The following is a 1,644-nucleotide window of genomic DNA, read 5'->3' as shown; positions in this document are numbered from 1 at the left end:
CTCGTATCCACCGTCAGCATCGAGGGGCCTTCTCAGCCCGAGGCCGCGATCCTCACAAGATCATGTCCTTCTTCCCCCTCAAGTTCGAAGAGCCGTGTTGATCGCCTTGAGCGCTGCCGGCGCGTCGGCGGCCAGGGCGTCGATCGTGCGGGAGACCGTCGGATCCGACGCCACCCCGGCCGTAGACGCCCGGTTCTGCGCGCAGCAGCGCGATGTCGGCCAGGCAGTCCCCGCCCACGGCCAGGGTGAGCGCGAGATCCAGCACGACCTTGCCCGGGTCGTGGATCGCCAGCGGCTTACGCCACGACGCCAACGCCGCCGCGAGCGCCGCGTCCAGACCGGCGGCCCCGACGGCGTCAGTCAGCAGCACCCCACCGGCCTGCCCGACCGCCGGCACGTTGGCCGTGTCGACTCGGACGCGGGGATGGAACCGGCTACGCTTCTTCACCTGGAAGGTGCTCCTCGATCGGCGATGATGGACTCTCGACAAGTCCCATCCTTGCTGGCAGGAGCACTATTCATTTGATCAACACCTCGTTCACGCCGCCCTGCCGTGAAAGCCCCGGGCTAGCGACCCTTGGTCGCTAGGGGTCACGGGCAGCGGGGACGAAGAATCCGCACCCGATGGCCGCGCCGGCCCGATGCGAGCAACAGACAAGGCTGCACTGCTGGGTGTTGAGGCCGACTTGCCCGCCGCTGCGGTCCTGAAGGTCAGGCCGATGGGCGGTCGGCCAGTTTGACGGCCAGTACTCCGCTGGCCTTGGTCAGTGTCGGGATCGCCCGCTCGATGAGTTCCGACGTCATGCGAGGAGCCGGGCCGGAGATCGATACGGCCATGCAGGAGTCCGCTCCGACGACAGGGACTGCAACGCAGCGGACCCCAACTTCCTGCTCACCCTCGTCGATGGCGTAGCCATCGCGGCGGATGGGCTCCAGCGCGGCGATCAACCTCTCCACATCGGTGATTGTGTGGGGCGTCTGCGGAGGCATGCCCGTGCGCGCCATCAGCGTTCGAACATCGTCGTCGGGCAGGAGGGAGAGGACGGCCTTGCCTACCCCGGTGGAGTGCAGGTGCACGCGACGGCCCACCTCGGTGAACATCCGCATGGAGTGGGTGGACGGGACCTGCCCGAGGTAGACGACGCGGTCGCGGTCGAGTGCGGCTAGGTTGGCCGACTCGCCGAGTTCGGCGACGAGGCCCTCCAGAACGGGGCGAGCGCTGGTACCGAGCATGGCCCCGGCGACCTCCCCGAGCGGGATCAACCGGGAGCCGAGGGCGTAGCGGCGACTGGGCAGCTGCTGCATGTAGCCCCGGTCGACGAGGGTACGCGCCAGCCGGTAGACCGTGGGCAGGGGAACGCCGGACGCCGAGGCGATCTCGCTGAGGGCCATCTGCCCGCCGGCCTTTGCCACGACCTCGAGGACGTCGAGCATCCGCGCAACCGACTGGACCCCCCCGGACGGTGCCGCATCTGTCATCTGGGTGACCTCTCAGGCTGGTGAATCGCGTCCAGCCTACCGGATCGGCCGACCGGCTTTCGCGCAGCGAAAGAATTGTGTTAGCCCTTGGCGAGGAGGATGTCCCGAGTTCCGTGGAACTTCGGTGGCGGCCCGTTGATCAACTAGGCGGCGTTGCTGACGGGC

The 1,644-nt window shown here is 68.2% G+C and carries 1 protein-coding gene and 1 pseudogene; both read right to left on the bottom strand.

All coding sequences use genetic code 11. From position 1 onward, the window contains the following. Positions 1–90 precede the first annotated feature (90 nt). Positions 91–448, bottom strand: a pseudogene (locus BLW04_RS25400) (transposase); the annotation flags it as partial. Between the two features lie 263 nt (positions 449–711). After that, entirely contained in the window at positions 712–1,479 is a 768-nt protein-coding gene (locus BLW04_RS25395) for an IclR family transcriptional regulator (protein ID WP_091548420.1), read from the bottom strand. Positions 1,480–1,644 lie beyond the last annotated feature (165 nt).

Origin of the sequence: Modestobacter sp. DSM 44400 (assembly GCF_900107175.1) — a bacterium.
Lineage (GTDB): Bacteria > Actinomycetota > Actinomycetes > Mycobacteriales > Geodermatophilaceae > Modestobacter.
This window is presented reverse-complemented; position numbering and strand designations above follow the sequence as displayed.

Bases quoted from the DNA above. Each gene is read 5' to 3' on its own strand.
- BLW04_RS25395 (WP_091548420.1), bottom strand. From the start codon at position 1,479: ATGACAGATGCGGCACCGTCCGGGGGGGTCCAGTCGGTTGCGCGGATG.